General features: G+C 40.0%; 1 protein-coding gene. It reads right to left on the bottom strand.

The window, feature by feature from the left end:
- Positions 1–904: EAL domain-containing protein (locus tag ACS8FD_RS18060; protein ID WP_439276862.1), on the bottom strand; the 904-nt coding region annotated here is incomplete at both ends.

Below are 904 nucleotides of genomic sequence, written 5' to 3'. Positions count from 1 at the left end.
TAGCGCAATAAGCTGTTGCTTAACACTTGCATGCCGCAGCATTAAAGATGACTCAGTAACTTCAATATGTAACTGATGAGGTTGAATAGAATGGTGCGTGAATAGATTGGTTACAAAGTCAAAAAATTCAATATGGCTAAATTCTGCAGCATCGGCATTGATGCAGACATGTTGCGTAAAATTCATCGACTCCCAAATACGAAGCTGCTCAGCGATTTGAACAGCCATCTGACAAAATAAATCAAATGACAGTTTGTGCTTAATAATAGCTTCAATAAAATCTTTTGGTTGTAGCAATCCACGCGTAGGATGCTGCCAACGTACGAGTGCTTCAAAACCAGCGATAGCGCCCGATTCTAAAGTGACTTTAGGCTGATAATAGGGCACGAACTGCTTGGCCGATATGGCTTCACGTAGCTCAGTCTCTAACTGCAAACTGTCGATTGATTCGTGGTTTATCTCGTCGTTATACCAGCAGACATCATCTCCGCCATGCTCTTTGGCATAATGTAACGCTTTTTCAGCTTTATTTAGCAAACTGCTTAACTGGTTACCGTCTTTAGGATAATAACTGACCCCAACCGATATCTGTAAATAAATACTGGTATTTTTTAATACAAATGGTCGCTCGCACATATGCATCAAGCTATCAAGCTCGTGGCGTACTAGATGAGCATCACTAAACTCGAACAATAGCCCAAAATCATCACCGCCTAAGTGTGAAAAACATAGTAGCTGGTTGAGCTCAAGGGCGTTTACTCTAGCAACAAACTCTTTTATAAGCTCATCAACATTGTCTTGTCCAAGGTTATTGACCAAAATACGATAACGATCAATATTTGCTCGAATAATCACTACTTCTTGGAAGCTATCCATTAAGACATCATTGGTCTGACTCAAAAAT

The organism is Psychrobacter sp. 1U2, assembly GCF_051847575.1.
This window is presented reverse-complemented; position numbering and strand designations above follow the sequence as displayed.